This window comes from Kribbella alba (genome assembly GCF_039529635.1).
Taxonomy (GTDB): domain Bacteria; phylum Actinomycetota; class Actinomycetes; order Propionibacteriales; family Kribbellaceae; genus Kribbella; species Kribbella alba.
In genome coordinates this window covers 713910-729031 of sequence record NZ_BAAANE010000004.1, presented here as the reverse complement: position 1 = coordinate 729031, position 15122 = coordinate 713910, and the positions used below count along the sequence as shown (strand labels likewise).

Below are 15122 nucleotides of genomic sequence, written 5' to 3'. Positions count from 1 at the left end.
GCTCCACCTGATTTCGCGTAGCCCTACTGGTCCTCGCGGGAGCGGCGGTAGTGCAGGTGGGTGACGCGGTCGCCCTGGATGACCACGGGGTCGTCGAACAGTTGCTGGCGGCCCGTGTAGTCGCCGAAGAAGCGGACGCCGGTGCCGAAGACGACCGGGACCAGATTGAGGTTGACCTCGTCGACCAGGCCTGCCTCGAGCGCCTGGCCGGTGAGATTGCCGGCGGTCAGGGAGACGTTGCGGTCGCCGGCGAACGCCTTCGCCTGCGCGATCGCTTCCTCGACACCGTCGACGAAGGTGAAGGGGGCGTCGGGGAAGGGCCAGTCCGTCGGCGGTTCGTGGGTGACGACGAAGACGTGTTCACCGACCGCGGGGACGCCGTGCCAGCCGTTGGTCAGGTCGAACAGACGCCGGCCGATCACCACCGCGCCGATGGTCGGCCAGACCGAGTTGATGTAGTCGGCGCTCGCCTTGCCGACGTGGAACGCCCGGCCGGAATCGGTGCCGTAGAGCTCGACGTCGCCGTTGTTGTACCAATCGAACAGCGGTCCGACCGCGTCAGCGGTATCGGCGACGAAGCCGTCCAGTGAGACCGCCGCCGAGGCGATGACCTTGCCCATGTCAGTTGTCCTTCTGGGGAGTGACGCGGTAGGTGAGGTGTTGCGCCGCCGGGGTCGAGACCGCTTCGACGAGCTCCAGTGCGACCGTGGCGGAGCTGTCGGCGGGGAAGAGCCGGGTGCCGTCGCCGAGGACTACCGGCGCGACATGCAGGCGAACGAGGTCGACCAGACCGGCTGCGAGGAACTGGTGGCAGATCTCGCCGCCGCCCATCACTACGATGTCCTTGCCGTTAGCAACTTCCCGGGCCTGCCGCAGTGCGCTTTCCATGCCGTCGGTGACGAAGTGGAACCTGTCGCCCAGTCGGGTCTTGTTCGGTGCCGAGTGGGTGACGACGAAGATCGGCGGCGCGGTGTTGCCCTCGGGCTGGGCGCCGTAGCCCATCTCGTCGTTCCAGCCGTGCGGCCCGTCGATGATGTCGAACAGCTTGCGTCCCTGGACCACGGCGCCGGTCCGCGCGAACTGGTCGTCCAGGACCGCGCGATCCGCCGCGTCACCTTCGATCGCCCAGCTGTGGAGCACTTCGCCGCCGTCACCGAGCCCGTTGTCCAAGCCGACGCCCGGTCCGGTGACGTAGCCGTCCAGGGACATCGAGATATCGACGACGACCTGGCTCCTGGTGGGCTTGGGCTCTTGCGCGGCAAGCTCGGACAGCCGGTCCATGGAGTCCCGGATGCCACGCTCCATCCCGTACGCGATCATCTCGTCGCGCCACTGGACGGACGGGAACACCGAGCGGGTGCGCAGCCGGACTCCGGTTTCGATCGGCTCGTACGACGTGTCGTCGAGGCTGACCTGGCCCGGAGCGCCCTCCCACTCGAAGGTCTGGATGATCCGCTCGTTCGGCACCACCGTGTGGAAGACGCCGCGGAAGGCGTGCTCGGTGCCGTCCGGCTCGCGGTGGATGAAGCGATAACTCCCGCCCGGGCGTACGTCGTACTGCTGGAGCTCCATCTCGATCTCGCGCGGGCCGAGCCAGTCGGCGACCAGGTCCGGGTCAGTGGAGACGCGGAAGAGTTGCTCGGGGGTGGCGTCGAAGTCGCGGGTGACCTCGATGAACGGGGTGTCGGGCGGGGCGCTGATGGTGGTCGGGTTGGTGCTCATCGGTCTTGCTCCTTCACGGTTTCCAGGACGGCGTCGATCCGGCGGTGCCGGGCTTCGGCGGTCAGTCGATAGCCGTCGATCCAGCTCGTCAGTGCTTCCAGGGCGGTCGGGTTGAGGTGGCACGGACGGCGCTGGCCGTCGCGGCTGCGGGTGATCAGGCCGGCGGCCTCGAGCACCTGGATGTGCCGTGAGACCGCCTGCTTGGTGATGGGGAACGGCTCGGCTAGCTCATTCACCGTCGCCTCGCCGCGGGACAGCCGCGCGATCAGCGCCCGGCGGACCGGGTCGCCGAGCGCGGTGAAGGCCCGGTCCATCGCATCCTCATCAACCGTCATTTTTATCAACCATCTCATTGATCAACTGATGTGTTGACTATAGGCAGAACCGCTGGAGGGGTCAAGTGAGCAGTTCGAGCAACTTTGGTTGACAAATTATTGTTGTCAACCTAGGTTGCTTTGATATGGAGAGACTGACGGATCCCGAGGATCCCGGCGCCGGGCTCGCTGCCGTGGTGGCGTTGCGGCGGCTCACGGATCGGCTGGAGGACAGCCAGGTGGAGCAGGCGATGCGGGCCGGCTGGAGTTGGTCCGACGTGGCCGAGGTGCTGGGGATCACCCGGCAGGCCGTGCACAAGAAACACGCCAAGCGGCTGATCGCCGCGGGCGTCGCCCTGAGGAGGCGTTGATGTCGACCAAGGTCAAGGATGTCCGTTCGGTCCTGGTTCACGGTGCTCGTGAGGAGGCCCGGCTGGATGGTTCGGCTTCGATCGAGGCCGAGCATGTACTGCTCGCGCTCGCCGCGCTGAAAGGCAGTTCGGCGGCGCGGCTGCTGGGCGAGGTGGGGCTCACGAGAGATGCTCTGCGAGTCGCGCTCGATCGTGAGTGGGAAGACAGCCTGGCCGTCGCTGGAATCACGGTCGAGGTCGCGGAGTTGCCGACGGCAACACCTGATCCGGGCCGCAATCCGCACCTCGGCGAATCGACGAAGCTCCTGCTCAAGCGGGCTATGGAGTGCGTAGCCGCGACCGGCGGTGGCCGGATCGGTGCCGCCCACATGCTTGTCGGTGCCCTCGACGCCAAGCTCGGCCGAGTGCCTCGCGCCCTCGACCTGACCGGCGTCGATCGCGCCGACCTCCGCGCCCGTGCCGTTCAGGCCGCCCAGGAGGGCGACCACTGACGACCTATCGGCTTCTGTGCTGCGTGTCCCTGGTGGAGGGTCGGTCAGGTGAGGCGGCCCAAGGGGGCGACGCTGATGCCGGCGCGTTCGCAGACCCAGTGGGGGTCGGGGCCGAGTTCGGGCTCGATCCGGAGCTCGTGGTCGTTGAGGTCGTCGCACGCCGTGCAGCGCGGCCAGCGGACCCCGGAGTCGACGAGCCGGTCCTGCACGTCCTGCGCGACCAGCCCGGCGATGTGCTCTGCCCCGTCGGGCCACTGGTCGAGCCACCACTGCCGTCCGGCGACGGCATCCTCCAGCACGGACACCATCACGGCGTCGTCGAATCCCCGCGCGGCCAGGTCGTGCAGGACCATCGCGCGGGCCGTCAGCAAGATCCCCGGCTCGTTCATCGCCCTTCAGAGTGCCAGACGCGACCGACAAAACCCCAAGCCTGCGCGGCTCGGGGTTTCGTCGCCTCGGGAGAGGTCTTTGCCGGCCGACGCCGGATCAGCTCGAGTAGGGCTCGCAGCGCGGGGTGGGGGCGATGCGGTCGGCGAGCTTGAGTTCGTGGGCCGCCGCGACCCGGAGGATGGTGCTGAGGCGGGCACGGACGGCGTACGCGCGGCGGGGTGCCGGCTCGAAGTACGGCTCCTGGGGAGCGTTGGGAAGTGCGGACTGGGCGAGGGACCGCGCGTTCTCCACAGCGGTGTTGCCGGCGATGAAATAAGTCATGGTCGTGCTCCTTTCCGAAGAGCATGGTGATCAGAACCAGCGGCCGGGCGGCCGTCAGTCGAATAAGGGGTATGGGATCTGCGGCCGGGTGTCGGCCCGGCGAGGTAGGGCGGCGGGGTTCCGCCGTACTGAGGTCTGCAGCCGGATGTCGCGCCGGCGTGGGTGGTTCAGGTGCGAGGGGCGGGCCCGCTGCTGGAGCGGACGACCAGCTCGGTCGGCAGCAGGAGCTGGTGCTCCTTCACCTCCGGGTCGAGCAGCACCCGGCCGACGGCTCGGCCTTTGTCCTTGATCGGTTGGCGAATCGTGGTGAGACCCGCTGTTCCGGCGGCGGGGATGTCGTCGAAGCCGACCACGGTCAGGTCCTTGCCGGGAACCAGTCCGCGCGTCTTCATCGCCTCCATCGCGCCGAGCGCCTGGACGTCGCTCAGCCCGACGATCGCGGTCGGCCGGTGCTGCGAGTCGAGCACCCACTCGGCCCCGGCGAGCCCTGAGCTGAAGGCGTTGTGCCCGCCCGAGATCAGCCTGATCCGCGCGTCCGGCATCTCCTTCTGCAGGCCGCGGATCCGCAGCTCGCAGTCGGTGTACCCGACCTCGTCGAGGGTCAGCTCCACCGGCTGGCTGCCGGCGGCCTCCGCATTGTCGACCAGCACGACCAGGTCGCGGTGACCGAGGCGGGCGAGGTGCCGGCCGAGCTTGGCCGCCGCCTCGACCTCGTCGATCGCGACCCACGACAGATCCGGGTGGTCGCCCCGGTCTGTGGAGACCATCGGGATGCCCCGGTTCTTCAGCATGTCCAGCGCCGGGTGGCCGCCCGCGACGCAGAAGATCGCCGCCGCGTCGATCGCAGCTTGTCGTACTGCGTTGGCGCCGCCCTGGATGTCCGACGAGCTGAGCGGCATCAGCAGCAAGCTGGTGGCGAACTCCTCGGCGACTTCGGCCAGACCGGCGAGGAAGCCGACGGCGTACGGATCGGAGAACGCGTAGGCAAGCTTGTCGGTGAACAGCACGCCGACCGCTCCGGCCTTACCGCTCCGCAGCGCCCGGGCGGACGCGTCGGGACCGGCGTACCCGAGTTCGTGGGCCTTGCTCAGGATCCGCTCACGCAGGGCGGCGGACAGCTGATCAGGCTTGTTGTAGGCATTCGAGACGGTCGACGGCGACACCCCGACGGCCTGGGCGACAGTCTTGATGGTGACTCCTGGCGACATCTCTTCCACCTCCTGCTGACAGTCTTCTGTATCGTTCTTCTAAATCGTTCTAGAAAAACGATACAGAAGACCCTCTGGCAGTGCAACAGCAATTTCCCGCCAATCGCCGACAACGTTCAGCCAACGTCTTACACGCCTCGTGGCGAGGTGTCCCTCCCTTCGCCTTCGGGGTCGACCCACCACGCCTCCGACCTCCTGGTTCGGCGGGGGCCGGCCGGTGTCGCCGACCTCCCGGTTCGACCCGCCGACGGATACGGCGGTCACCCGCGCAGCACGTTTGCGAGCCCCCCGGTCACGTCCCGGTTCGACCCACCGCGTCGGCCCCACTTACCGCCTCGACCCGCCGGGCAGCCCCGACTTACCGGCTCCCGGGCCCCGCCAGCCCGACTTACCGCCTCGACCCGCCGGGCAGCCCCGACTTACCGGTTCGAGCCGCCAGCACTGACTTGCCGGCCCGATCCGCCAGCCTCGACTCACCGGCTCGACCCGCCGCGTGAGCCCCGATTTACCGGTTCGACCCGCCGGGCAACCCCGACTTACCGGATGGACACGCCGCCCCAGGGGCGACTTACCGGCGGGTCGAACCGGCAAGTGGTGCGGACGCGGCGGGTCGGGCCGGGGAGTCGGGGCTCACGCGGCGGGTCGGGCCGGAGAGCGGGGGCTCGGCGGTCCGGCCGGTGTCGTCGACTTCCCGGTTCGACCCGCCGACGGAGACGCGGTGGTCCGCGCAGCACGTTGCGAGCCCAGTCACGTCCCGGTTGGACCCGCCGCGTCGGACCCACTTACCGCCTCGACCCGCCCGGCAGCCCCGACATACCGGCTCCTGGGCCCCGCCAGCCCGACTTACCGGCTCGACCCGCCGGGCAGCCCCGACTTACCGGATGGACACGCCGCCCCAAGCGCGACTTACCGGCGGGTCGAACCGGCAAGTGGTGCGGACGCGGCGGGTCGGGCCGGGGAGTCGCGGCCGACGGGCGGCGGGTCGGGCCGGCAAGTGGGACGGGCGCGTCGAGCCGGGGAGTGGGGCTCACGCGGCGGGTCGGGCCGGGGAGTGGGGCCGACGGGCGGCGGGTCGGGCCGGTAGGTCAGGGCTCGCGCGGCTGGGCGAAGCAGTAGGGCACGGCGCGCGTCGTGGGCAGGCGACGGCAAGGGGCTGCCGCGGAGTACGGGCGTGTCGTCGGCGTGGTTGATTCGGCGTGGTTGATGCGGCGGTCGAGTCGGTGGATGCAGGATGATGGCGCGCATGGGTTCGTTGCTGGAGGTCATCGCGCTGCATCCCGCGGATGCGGAGGCGGCTCAGGAGGGTGGGGCGGACCGGCTGGAGCTGTGTGCGTCGATGGAGGCGGACGGCTTGTGTCCGTCGGTGTCGACAGTGAGTGCCGTACGCCGGGTTACGGATCTCCCGCTGCGGGTGATGCTCCGGCTGTCGGACTCGTTCACCACCAATGGCGCAGAGCTCAACCGGCTGACCGCGATGGCCCAGTCCTACCTCTCGGCCGGAGCGGACGGATTCGTTTTTGGGTTCCTGACCCCGGACAACGAGGTCGACACCGAATCTGTCGCGGCTCTCGCAAGTACCTTCGCGGGCACACCCTGGACGTTCCACCGCGCCATCGACGCCGTACTCGAGCAGCGCCCGGCCTGGCGCGCACTCCGAACCTTCCCCGGCCTCGACTGTGTCCTGACTGCCGGCTCGGCTCTCGGGGTCCACCACGGCCTGGACGACCTGACCCGGCTGGCGAAGGAAGACCCGCAGGTTGCCAGCGTGATGATGGCAGGCGGCTCGCTCCAGCCAGAGCATGTTCCGTGGCTTTACGGCGCCGGCGTACGGCGGTTCCACGTCGGGTCGTCGGTCCGGCAGGACGGCTCGTGGACCAAGGCCTACGTGAACTCTCGCTTCGTCCGTGCCTGGCGCAATCTCCTCGACGCGCACGACAGCCGCGACCAGGAAGCGAAGGAGCAGGTGTGATCCTGATCGATCCGCCCATCTGGCCAGGCTGGAACCGAGTCTGGTCGCACCTGGTGAGCGACGAGTCGTACGAGGAGCTCCACGCCTTCGCCCGCAAGGTCGGCATCCCCGAGCGAGGGTTCGACCGAGACCACTACGACGTCCCCTCCGACAAGTACGACGAAGTGATCGCCGCCGGAGCCACCCCCGTCCCCACCCGAGACCTGGTCCGCCGCCTCATAGCCTCCGGCCTCCGCCACCGCAAAGGCACCTAGCCAAGGCGGCAACGACGTTTGGGTGTCGCCGTCGGCGACTGTGCCCTAGTCGGACGACTGCTGTCGCCAAGCACAGCAGAGGCGCTCACAGGCCTAGGCCTGTGAGCGCCTCTGGTTAGTCGAGTAGTTCGGTGACCGTGCCGGCGGCGACCGTGTGGCCGCCTTCTCGGACTGCGAAGCCCAGGCCGGTGTTCATGGCGATGGGCTTCTCCAGTTCTACGACCAGTTGGATCGTGTCGCCGGGCATGACGAGGGCGATGTCGCCCAGGTCGATGCCGCCGGATACGTCCGTGGTGCGGAAGTAGAACTGGGGTCGGTAGTCCGCGGCGAACGGCGTGTGGCGGCCACCTTCGGCGGTCGACAGCGCGTGGAGTTGCGCCCGGAACTTCCGGTGCGGCTTCACGGTGCCCGGCAGTGCCACTACCTGGCCGCGACGGACCTCGTCGCGCTTGACGCCACGCAGCAGGACGGCCGCGTTGTCACCCGCCTCGGCGGACTCCAGCGACTTGCCGAACGTCTCCATCCCGATCGCCACAGTGGCGACGGTCGGGCCGAGACCGATCACCTCGACGGCGTCGCCGAGCTTCAGCGAACCGCGCTCGACCGCGCCGGTGACGACGGTGCCACGCCCGCTGATGGTGAGCACGTTCTCGATCGGCATCAGGAACGGCTCGCCCAGCTCACGCGGCGGCACCGGCACGTACGAGTCGACCGCGTCGAGGAGCTCGACGATCTTTGCCGTCCACTCGGGGCCGCCCTCGAGTGCACGCAGGCCGGAGACGCGAACGACCGGCACCTCGTCGCCCGGGAAGCCGTACTCCGTAAGGAGTTCACGGACCTCCAGCTCGACCAGGTCGAGCAGTTCGGGGTCGTCGACGGTGTCCGCCTTGTTCAGCGCGACCACCAGGTACGGGACGCCCACCCGTTGCGCGAGCAGGACGTGCTCACGCGTCTGCGGCATGGCGCCGTCCTGCGCCGACACGACGAGGATCGCGGCGTCCACCTGGGCGGCGCCGGTGATCATGTTCTTGACGTAGTCGGCGTGCCCGGGCATGTCCACGTGCGCGTAGTGCCGGGCGGCGGTCTCGTACTCGACGTGCGAGATGTTGATGGTGATCCCGCGCGCGACCTCCTCCGGCGCCCGGTCGATACCGTCGAACGCGATGAAGCGGTTGACGCTCGGGTCGCGCTCGGCCAGCACCTTGGTGATCGCCGCCGTCAGGGTGGTCTTGCCATGGTCGACGTGACCCATGGTTCCGATGTTGAGGTGCGGCTTCGTCCGCACGAACTGGCTCTTGGCCATGATGTGTTTTCCCTTGCTGGTCAGAAGATTCGTCGAGCCAGGACCCCCGACCGGACACCTCCGCGCAGCAAGGAGCTGCGAGGAAGGGGGCCGGTTGCCGTGCCACCCTCCTCCGCGGGTCCTGCTTCAGCAGGAGGAGGGTCGGCTTCGCGCGCCGGTGAACAGATCTGAATCCGCTGACGCCCACGCGGCAGCGCCCGTCAGGCCCAGGCCTGACAGGTACGCAGCAGAATCCGCGCGGAACATGGTCATCACGGTAGAAAGGAACGCTGCCGGGGGCAACGGAATTCCTCAGCCCAGGTAGGCCCGGCGTACGGCGGGGTCCAGCTTCTCGACGGCATAGCGCAAGGCGGGCCGCTGCATCGTCGCGGCGTGCTTGTCGAGGAAGATCCTGAGAGTCGCCTCGTCCAGCACCCCGGCGTACTTCAGTGCGATACCGACCGGCTTCGACACCACGGGATCATGCTCGCCGAGCAGCAGTTCCGCGATCGCGAAGAGGTCGGTCAGGTCGGCGGCGGTGCCGAAGCGGGCGAAGTAGAGCGGCGCGGTGATCGCTGTACGGCGGCGCAGCGGCTCGCCGGATCGCGCCAGCTGGAAGAGCGGATCCCGGGGCCGGTCGAGAAGGTAGCGCCCGATCACGTGGGGAGCCGCCCGATCGACCATGTCCCAGCTGTCGATCGCGTCGTGCCGGCGCAGATAGAGCTCGTACGCCGCGCGGCGATCCTTGTCCGGCAACTTCGCTCGGCGTGCCTGGAAGTCGAGCACGCAGAACCCGGACAGCCGAGCCTCGTACGACGGTTCGTCCAGCAGGCGCTCCACCTCGGCCAGGGGGAGCGCGGTGAACGCCTTGGCGGTGTCGAAGGTGGACCTCATCGGCACACCGAGTACGTCGCCCTCGCCGGGATAATGCTTGTGCATCACCTCGCCGGGCCGTGCGTGATCGCGCAATCTGGTCATCAGCGCAGCCGCCGTGAGTTCCATTCACGGACTGTCCCAGAGCCGGTTCGTTCAGGACAAGGCCGTGGCGGTTGCAGCAGAAGGCTAGCTGAGGGCGAAGAGGCGGGTGCCGTCGCTGAAGACGGGGCGGCCGCCGGCGACGGTTACTGCCGGCTTGTCGCAGGTGACCTTCTTCGTGTCGGCCACGGAGGCTGCCGTCGGGCCTGCCACGATCGGCCTGGGCACGATGCCGGTGGTACCGACCATCACAGGCGAGCACGTGCCGTCGGCCTGCGGCATCAGTGTCACCACTCGGCCGTCCGGCAGCAGGCCGAACCCGTCACGCGGGTATTCGGGCTGCTGCAGCTTCGGTGGCACCGGCAGCAGGTGGTGCCACTGCGGCGTTCCGTCTGCTGGGCTCACGGCCGACACGTCGTATGTCTGGGGTTCGCCAGGCTCGCTGCTGGAACGACAGGTCACCAGCACGAGGGAAGCATGGGTAGCGGCGAGCTGGGCGTCGCAGGAGGACGGCCCCAGCCGCGGCCTCGGCGTACCGGCGACTGGTGAAGTCCACAGGATGCGCCCCTCGCCGACGTCGACGGACCACTGGTGGAGCGTGCCACCAGCCGCGCCGGTCCACACCAGCCCGGAGACCTCGCGGGTGTCCGGGACGGCTACCAGGTCGCCTACCCAGGTAGTCGGCTCCAGCTCGGCGCTGAGGTCGAACCGGATACCCAGGTCGACCTCCCAGCGCTGCTTGCCGTCCGTCAGGTCGAGTCCGCGGATCACCGCGCCGCTACCACCGCAGGCGTCCACCACCACGGCCTGGTCCGCCAGCAGTTCGCCTTGCGTGACATTGCACTGCAACCGAGTCCGCCAGTGTGTGGGGTTGCTGACCCCGTGCGCCACGACGTACCTGCCCTCCGCCACGAGCAGCTGGTTCGCATCCACCGCAAGAGCCGTGCCCTCCGTGTGGACCTCGGTGAGCACCTGTCCGCTCTCGGCATCCAGTACTGCGTACGTCGGCAGCTCGATCCCGCTAGGCGCGCGCCCACCGGCGTACGGGAGATGCGCGGCGAGCGTGCGGCCATCGCTGGACACGAGGAGACCCCGCGACCCGTTGGAGGCGGCTTCGTCGACATCGGCCCGGGAGTAGCGCCAGCGGATCTGCCCAGTGGTCGCGTCAGACATCACGACCCCGTCCGGGCGCAGCTCAGCCACTCCACCGACGGTTCCGGCGATCGCGCCTGTCGCGGGGACTTCCCGGCTCCAGGCGAGCTCACCATTGAGCTGCACCGGCAGTACGCCGGGCTTCTCGGTGGTGGTGGTGCTGATGGTGTTGGCAGCCTCGAGCCGCGCCTGCACGAACGGTTCACCAGCGGATACGACGATCCAAGCGAGCAGTGAAGCGCACACAACGCTTACGCCGAGGCCTAGAGCACGCGGAGGCGCCACGGCGTACGGCGGAGCCAGGCGGAGGCGCCGGGCCACTGCAAGGAGCGCCCCGGCCAGCACGAGCGCGACAGAGCCGAGCATGAGGTAGGGCCAGCGCTCGCTCATGGCTGCGCCGGGTTTCGCCGCCGGCCAACTCCACCAGCAGACTCCGATCGCGACCAGCCCCAGTACTGCGAACAAGATCGCCGGGATCGTCACCAGCCGCGGCCGGCCCCGCCGGAACCAAGCACAGGCCAGCCCGGCCGCTACCGCAGTACCGGCGATCGGGGCCCAAACAGGGAACCCGGTCACCTCCTCAGGGGTGGCGGGCCAGCGCGACGCGGCGCCGAGGCCCCGGCCGAGTAGCACGGAGGCAGCCACGATCACGCCGAGCGCCGCCCCCAGGTAGATCATCGGGATCAGGCCGGAGAACGGACGGGCCGCCCTCGGGGTCAAGGTGCCCACCTCGCGCTGGAGGTTCTCGCGGGCCGCCTGCTCCCACTTCTCGCGGCCGCGGCTGGTCGCATACAGCGGCGTCCCGGCAAGGCCCTGCAGGAAGTTCATCCGGCCGCGGGCGAAATCCCGGTCGGCGACGTGCGCGTACTCCTCGCGGATGCCGACGGCGTACTCGTCGTACCGGTCGGCGGGCAGGCTGAGGATGCGCAGGTCGGCGTCGCACAGCACGGCGCCGTTCGCGTCACCCGGCTCGCAGTCGTGCTTGGCGGTCAGCCGGATCAGCCGGCCGATCTCCTCGACCTGCTCAGCGGGTACGCCGTACGCGGACAGCTCGAGCTCGGCCAGCTGGGCCGAGACCTCCTCGTTCTCGCCGGGGTCGCCCTGCGGGTCGTAGATCGCGTCGTGGAACCACGCAGCCAGCCGGACCGTGTCCGGGTCGTCTGCCAGGTCGGCCAGCTCGTCGATGGTGTCGAGCATCTCGGCCAGGTGGCGCTGGTCGTGGTAGTGCCGCTGCTGCTCTGCGTAACGGGCCAGCAGGTCATCGCCCAGCGGCTGCGCGTGCGGCAGCAGGCGATTCCACTGGTCGCGCAGGTCCATGCCCGCGAGTCTTGCACCCGGCAGAGGCCTGTACCGACCGATCCGGGGTTCCCGGTTAGGGTCGTGGCCAAAGCGATATCGGCTCGTCACCTGACCGCCGCGGTGGGGTGGGGTCAGCATCAGAAGCGGAGGTCACCATGCGATTCGGCCTGGTCGGAACCGGTCCCTGGGCGCACGCCACCCACGGACCTGGTCTGCGCGCTGCGGAAGGCGTCGAACTGGTCGGGGTATGGGGACGGAACGCCGACAAGGCGTCGCAGCTCGCGGGTGACCTCGGCGTCACCGGCTACGACGACTACGCCGAGTTGCTGGAGGCGGTCGACGCCGTAGCTTTTGCGGTTCCGCCCAAGGTTCAGGCAACAATGGCGCTGGAAGCCGCTGCCGTGGGCAAGCATCTCCTGCTGGACAAGCCGGTGGCCGACTCGCTGGACGACGCCCGCGCGCTCGCCGACGAAGCGGCGGACGAGGGGATCGCCTCGGTGGTGTTCTTCACCAGCCGGTTCGCCCCGGAAACCCGGAAGTTCTTCGAAGAGGTCCAGGCGACCGGTGGGTGGAAGGGCGGCTGGTCCCGGATGCTCGCCTCGCTCGATGCGCCGGGCAACCCGTACGCCGGGTCGGCCTGGCGCCGCGAGCAGCGGGGTGCGTTGTGGGACGTCGGCCCGCACCTGTTGTCCAACCTCAGCGCCATGCTGGGCCCGATCGTCGAACTCCGGGCCGTCGGCGGCGAGGGCGACCTGGTGCACTTGGTGATCACCCACGAGTCCGGCGCGACCAGCACGGGCAGCCTCTCGCTGCTCGCGCCGCCCGCCGGGAGCAACTTCGAGACGGGCATCTGGGGAGAGACCGGTACTGCGCTGCTGCCGCCCGGGGAGACCCCGGCAGTCGAGTCCTACCAGGTGGCGGCCAGTGAGCTGGTCGCCGCGGCCGAGTCCGGCGACTCCCACCCGGTGGACGTCGCCTTCGGCACCCGCATTGTCGAGCTGCTCGCCTCGGCGGAGGAGCAGCTCGGGCGTTGAGGCCGGCTTACGGGACACCAGGGAGTCCGCGGCGCCCAGGGCACTAGCGGAGGGCGATGACGCTGCCGTTGCCGGAGGTGAGCAGGAGGTTGCCGACTGCCCGGGCGTCGCGGCTGCAGGAGATCCCGTTGGGCAGCCGGACCTGGCGGAGGCCGGTTCGGCTGATCACGTTCGCGAAGCAGCCGTCGGAGCCTCGCACCAGCGACACCACCCGGGCGTCGGTCGTCACCGCGACCCGGGCACGCGGGCTGACGGCTGCGGTGCTCTGCCAGGCGGTCTTGCCGGTCGTGGCGTCGATCGCGGTGACGATGGTCTTGCGGTTCTCCTGCGTGTCCGGTCCTGGGCAGTCGACCACGACCAGGAGCTTCCCAGCCGGGTTCAGCAGGGTGCGGCAGGCCCAGTTGCGCGGTACCGGCCACCGCCACTTGGTCTCACCGGTCCGCGGCTCGACCGCTATAAGTGCAGCCGGTACGTCGGAGTCGCCGCCGGGCTCAGCAACAACCACCAAGCCGCCCACGACGGTGGGTCGCCGGTACGTGTCGGCCGGCGACTTGCTCCACAGCTGCTTGCCGGTCTTCAGGTCCAGTCCGGTCATCTCGTCCGGCTTGTCCCCGCAGCTGTGTCCCAGGAAGGTGACCACGGTGTCCCGCGTGGCGACTGCGCCGATGTCCGTGCAACTGCCGGGCTCGAACGTCCAGCGCTGCCGTCCGTCAGGGTCGACGCCGCTCAGCTTGTCCGACCCTCTGCTGACCTGTTCGCCCGTGAGCAGCGGATCGGCCTGCTGGATGCTGTGGTCGCGTGTCCGGCCCGGCCAGGCCGCCTTCCGCTGGCCCGTGTTGGCATCGAGCAGGAGGTAGCCGATGTCCGCGAACTCCGCGATCAGCAGGTCACCGTTCGCCGTGGCGTAGATGTTCGGCTTCTCGTCCGAGTCGGAGCGGGTGTAGCGCCAGCGGAGCTCCCCGGTGGCCGCATCGAGCATCTCGACGACGCCGGTCTGCCGCGGAATGGCGATGCCGTACTTCGTGCCGACTGCCTCCTCCGCGCCTGCTCCGGACAATGCCCGGCTCACCCAGGCGACCTTGCCGTCCAGGAGCGAGGTCGGCATCTCACCAGCCGGCCGATGTGCGCCTTCGACGCGCTCGTTGGAGTTGAGCACGTAGTTGCGTGCCACAGGCTGCACGATCAGCAGCAGTGTCAGCGCGATCAGCCCTGGTACTGCGAGCCACGCCAGCTGCTGGCCCAGGTTTCTCGACGGCAAGAAGCGGGCGGCTCTCGTTCGCAGCAAGGAGGCGACCAGCCCCGCAGTACCGGCTACAAGGAGCAGGAGCAGGGCAGAGATCAGCAGCGGCACTCGTAGGCCGACGCCGAGAGCAGGGTTCGTCACCGGGACCTGGGCCCAGGCGACGAGTAGGCCGGTTGCTGCGACCGCCACAACAGCACCCGAGATCAGGCGGGCTCGCTGGCTGGCGCTCCGGGCGCAGCGGAACAGCACTGGCGCACTGAAGAAGGCGAGGACGGCCAGGACGACAGGTGGCCAGCCTGTCTCCGATTCCAGCGCTGGAACCTGCCAGGAGGCTCCGGCTGCCGCAATGGAGACCACAGCGGCTGCGATCGCGCTGAAGGTGGCCGTGGCCGCTAGTGCCGCTTGCTGCCAGCCACGCCAGGGAGCGGGGAGCTCGCTGTCGAGTCCCGCGAGCTCTGCCTGCAGGTTGGTGCGAGCGGCCGTTCCCATGCGCTGTCGAGCCAGCTGCGTTCGGTACAGATGCCCGTCCAGCAGTTCGCGGACCTCGTCGTACCGGCGCTGGCTCGCGGCTGCCCGGTCGCCCGTGTCCCGGCGTACTTCGGCTGCTTGGGCGGCGTAGCGGCTGGGTGCGGTGGCGAGGGTGGCGTTCACGGCGTCGAGCAGTACATCGCCGTTCGCGTCGCGTCGGGGTGGCGCGTAGGAATCGACCGGCGGGGTGGCGAGATCGCCGGTCAGCCGGACCAGCCTGGCCACCTCGGCGATGCGGATCGGGTCGACGCCGTAGGCAGGAAGGGTCTGCTCGACCAGCCGTGCGGACGACTCGGCGTCCTCAGCGGGGCCGCCGCCCGGTTCGTGCACCGCGCGGTGGAACCAGGCGGCGAGGCGGACCGAGGTGGGATCGGTGCTGAGCTGGATCAGCGAATCGAGCGCGGTGAGCACGGTGTCGAGATACTGATCGCGATAGGCGCGACGGTTGCGCCCGACATACCTGGCGACCAGATCGTCGGCCAACGCTGTCGAGCCCGGGATCAGCTCGTTCCACCGTTCGCGCAGGGCCACCACCGCCACAGTCTGACAGCCGGGGCGCAAGCTTGCCG

Annotated in this window: 15 protein-coding genes; 5 read left to right on the top strand and 10 right to left on the bottom strand. The window is 69.4% G+C overall.

From position 1 onward, the window contains the following. Positions 1 to 23: 23 nt before the first annotated feature. The 3 genes from ABD210_RS10200 to ABD210_RS10190 are packed head-to-tail and all read right to left on the bottom strand — an operon-like array spanning position 24 to position 2057. The gene (locus tag ABD210_RS10200; RefSeq protein ID WP_344110777.1) at positions 24 to 620 is read right to left on the bottom strand and encodes a dihydrofolate reductase family protein; all 597 of its coding nucleotides are present in this window, start codon (positions 618 to 620) and stop codon (positions 24 to 26) included. A gap of 1 nt (position 621) precedes the next feature. After that, positions 622 to 1722, bottom strand: coding sequence for an SRPBCC domain-containing protein (locus ABD210_RS10195; RefSeq protein WP_344110776.1), 1101 nt, complete (start codon positions 1720 to 1722; stop codon positions 622 to 624). Then, positions 1719 to 2057, bottom strand: coding sequence for an ArsR/SmtB family transcription factor (locus ABD210_RS10190; RefSeq protein WP_344110774.1), 339 nt, complete (start codon positions 2055 to 2057; stop codon positions 1719 to 1721). The genes ABD210_RS10195 and ABD210_RS10190 overlap by 4 nt, the downstream gene beginning before the upstream one ends. A gap of 125 nt (positions 2058 to 2182) precedes the next feature. Between ABD210_RS10190 and ABD210_RS10185 the strand changes: the two genes are divergently transcribed. Both ABD210_RS10185 and ABD210_RS10180 read left to right on the top strand, forming a co-directional pair. Next, positions 2183 to 2407 carry a hypothetical protein gene (locus ABD210_RS10185; RefSeq protein ID WP_344110773.1) on the top strand — a complete coding sequence of 75 codons (225 nt, stop codon included), beginning with the start codon at positions 2183 to 2185 and terminating at the stop codon, positions 2405 to 2407. After that, complete coding sequence (locus ABD210_RS10180) at positions 2407 to 2898, top strand: Clp protease N-terminal domain-containing protein (RefSeq protein WP_344110772.1); 492 nt, start codon at positions 2407 to 2409, stop codon at positions 2896 to 2898. The genes ABD210_RS10185 and ABD210_RS10180 overlap by 1 nt, the downstream gene beginning before the upstream one ends. A 44-nt stretch (positions 2899 to 2942) precedes the next feature. Here ABD210_RS10180 and ABD210_RS10175 read toward each other — a convergent pair whose 3' ends face one another. The 3 genes from ABD210_RS10175 to ABD210_RS10165 all read right to left on the bottom strand — a co-directional run bounded on the left by ABD210_RS10175 (position 2943) and on the right by ABD210_RS10165 (position 4817). Next, positions 2943 to 3287: a hypothetical protein gene (locus tag ABD210_RS10175; protein ID WP_344110771.1), complete on the bottom strand. Its 345-nt coding sequence runs from the start codon at positions 3285 to 3287 to the stop codon at positions 2943 to 2945. A gap of 97 nt (positions 3288 to 3384) precedes the next feature. Continuing rightward, a complete protein-coding gene (locus ABD210_RS10170; protein WP_344110770.1) occupies positions 3385 to 3609 on the bottom strand; it encodes a hypothetical protein in 225 nt (74 codons plus the stop codon). A 167-nt stretch (positions 3610 to 3776) separates the two neighbouring features. After that, on the bottom strand, positions 3777 to 4817 hold the full coding sequence (locus ABD210_RS10165) for a LacI family DNA-binding transcriptional regulator (RefSeq protein ID WP_344110768.1): 1041 nt from the start codon (positions 4815 to 4817) through the stop codon (positions 3777 to 3779). Positions 4818 to 6060: 1243 nt separating this feature from the next. On the opposite strand from ABD210_RS10165, the gene ABD210_RS10160 reads away from it, so the two are divergent. Together ABD210_RS10160 and ABD210_RS10155 are read left to right on the top strand one after the other, a co-directional pair. Beyond that, on the top strand, positions 6061 to 6786 hold the full coding sequence (locus ABD210_RS10160) for a copper homeostasis protein CutC (RefSeq protein ID WP_344110767.1): 726 nt from the start codon (positions 6061 to 6063) through the stop codon (positions 6784 to 6786). Continuing rightward, positions 6783 to 7040, top strand: coding sequence for a DUF4031 domain-containing protein (locus ABD210_RS10155; protein WP_344110766.1), 258 nt, complete (start codon positions 6783 to 6785; stop codon positions 7038 to 7040). Before ABD210_RS10160 ends, ABD210_RS10155 begins: the two co-directional genes overlap by 4 nt. A 115-nt stretch (positions 7041 to 7155) precedes the next feature. Here ABD210_RS10155 and tuf read toward each other — a convergent pair whose 3' ends face one another. The 3 genes from tuf to ABD210_RS10140 all read right to left on the bottom strand — a co-directional run bounded on the left by tuf (position 7156) and on the right by ABD210_RS10140 (position 11766). Further along, positions 7156 to 8343 (bottom strand): elongation factor Tu, encoded by a 1188-nt coding sequence (tuf, locus tag ABD210_RS10150; protein ID WP_344110765.1) that lies wholly within the window; start codon positions 8341 to 8343, stop codon positions 7156 to 7158. A 291-nt stretch (positions 8344 to 8634) separates the two neighbouring features. Further along, positions 8635 to 9324, bottom strand: a complete 690-nt coding sequence (locus ABD210_RS10145; protein ID WP_344110764.1) for a DNA alkylation repair protein — start codon at positions 9322 to 9324, stop codon at positions 8635 to 8637. Between the two features lie 60 nt (positions 9325 to 9384). Continuing rightward, positions 9385 to 11766 (bottom strand): hypothetical protein, encoded by a 2382-nt coding sequence (locus ABD210_RS10140; protein ID WP_344110762.1) that lies wholly within the window; start codon positions 11764 to 11766, stop codon positions 9385 to 9387. 137 nt (positions 11767 to 11903) lie between these two features. Here ABD210_RS10140 and ABD210_RS10135 point away from each other — a divergent pair, with 137 nt between their 5' ends. Then, positions 11904 to 12782 carry a Gfo/Idh/MocA family protein gene (locus ABD210_RS10135; RefSeq protein WP_344110761.1) on the top strand — a complete coding sequence of 293 codons (879 nt, stop codon included), beginning with the start codon at positions 11904 to 11906 and terminating at the stop codon, positions 12780 to 12782. Positions 12783 to 12825: 43 nt separating this feature from the next. On the opposite strand, the gene ABD210_RS10130 is transcribed toward ABD210_RS10135, so the two are convergent. Beyond that, complete coding sequence (locus tag ABD210_RS10130) at positions 12826 to 15087, bottom strand: outer membrane protein assembly factor BamB family protein (protein WP_344110760.1); 2262 nt, start codon at positions 15085 to 15087, stop codon at positions 12826 to 12828. Positions 15088 to 15122: the final 35 nt, after the last annotated feature.

Coding starts and splice junctions, on each gene's coding strand:
- ABD210_RS10200 (WP_344110777.1), bottom strand. CDS start 620: ATGGGCAAGGTCATCGCCTCGGCGGCGGTCTCACTGGACGGCTTCGTC.
- ABD210_RS10195 (WP_344110776.1), bottom strand. CDS start 1,722: ATGAGCACCAACCCGACCACCATCAGCGCCCCGCCCGACACCCCGTTC.
- ABD210_RS10190 (WP_344110774.1), bottom strand. CDS start 2,057: ATGACGGTTGATGAGGATGCGATGGACCGGGCCTTCACCGCGCTCGGC.
- ABD210_RS10185 (WP_344110773.1), top strand. CDS start 2,183: ATGGAGAGACTGACGGATCCCGAGGATCCCGGCGCCGGGCTCGCTGCC.
- ABD210_RS10180 (WP_344110772.1), top strand. CDS start 2,407: ATGTCGACCAAGGTCAAGGATGTCCGTTCGGTCCTGGTTCACGGTGCT.
- ABD210_RS10175 (WP_344110771.1), bottom strand. CDS start 3,287: ATGAACGAGCCGGGGATCTTGCTGACGGCCCGCGCGATGGTCCTGCAC.
- ABD210_RS10170 (WP_344110770.1), bottom strand. CDS start 3,609: ATGACTTATTTCATCGCCGGCAACACCGCTGTGGAGAACGCGCGGTCC.
- ABD210_RS10165 (WP_344110768.1), bottom strand. CDS start 4,817: ATGTCGCCAGGAGTCACCATCAAGACTGTCGCCCAGGCCGTCGGGGTG.
- ABD210_RS10160 (WP_344110767.1), top strand. CDS start 6,061: ATGGGTTCGTTGCTGGAGGTCATCGCGCTGCATCCCGCGGATGCGGAG.
- tuf (WP_344110765.1), bottom strand. CDS start 8,343: ATGGCCAAGAGCCAGTTCGTGCGGACGAAGCCGCACCTCAACATCGGA.
- ABD210_RS10145 (WP_344110764.1), bottom strand. CDS start 9,324: ATGGAACTCACGGCGGCTGCGCTGATGACCAGATTGCGCGATCACGCA.
- ABD210_RS10140 (WP_344110762.1), bottom strand. CDS start 11,766: ATGGACCTGCGCGACCAGTGGAATCGCCTGCTGCCGCACGCGCAGCCG.
- ABD210_RS10135 (WP_344110761.1), top strand. CDS start 11,904: ATGCGATTCGGCCTGGTCGGAACCGGTCCCTGGGCGCACGCCACCCAC.